The sequence below is a fragment of the Rhizobium sp. SVR5-2C genome, from assembly GCF_056755115.1.
The window spans coordinates 1-237 of record NZ_JBNDHT010000577.1 but is presented as its reverse complement, the minus strand read 5'-3'; the positions used below and the strand labels follow the sequence as shown (position 1 = coordinate 237).

Sequence of the window (237 nt, the reverse complement as noted above, 5' to 3'; positions counted from 1 at the left end):
CCCCCCCCCCCCCCCCCCCCCCAAACCCCCACCCCCCCCCCAGACTACTACGCGTCTCGTGGGCTCGGAGATGTGTATAAGAGACAGTGGCAGGGCTGACCATCCTCGCCGAAGTGCTCACCCGCCGCCTTGATCATCGTCTGCGCATGGCGGCGGTCACCCGCAATGCCGTTCTCGATTCCAACACCCGCAACAGCGACTGTCTCTTATACACATCTGACGCTGCCGACGACTAGT

At 64.1% G+C, this 237-nt stretch carries 1 protein-coding gene; it reads left to right on the top strand.

What is annotated here, in order from left to right; genetic code table 11:
* Window positions 1-86 precede the first annotated feature (86 nt).
* Window positions 87-236, top strand: coding sequence for a hypothetical protein (locus ACPYOI_RS36965; RefSeq protein WP_481424297.1), 150 nt, complete (start codon window positions 87-89; stop codon window positions 234-236).
* Window position 237: the final 1 nt, after the last annotated feature.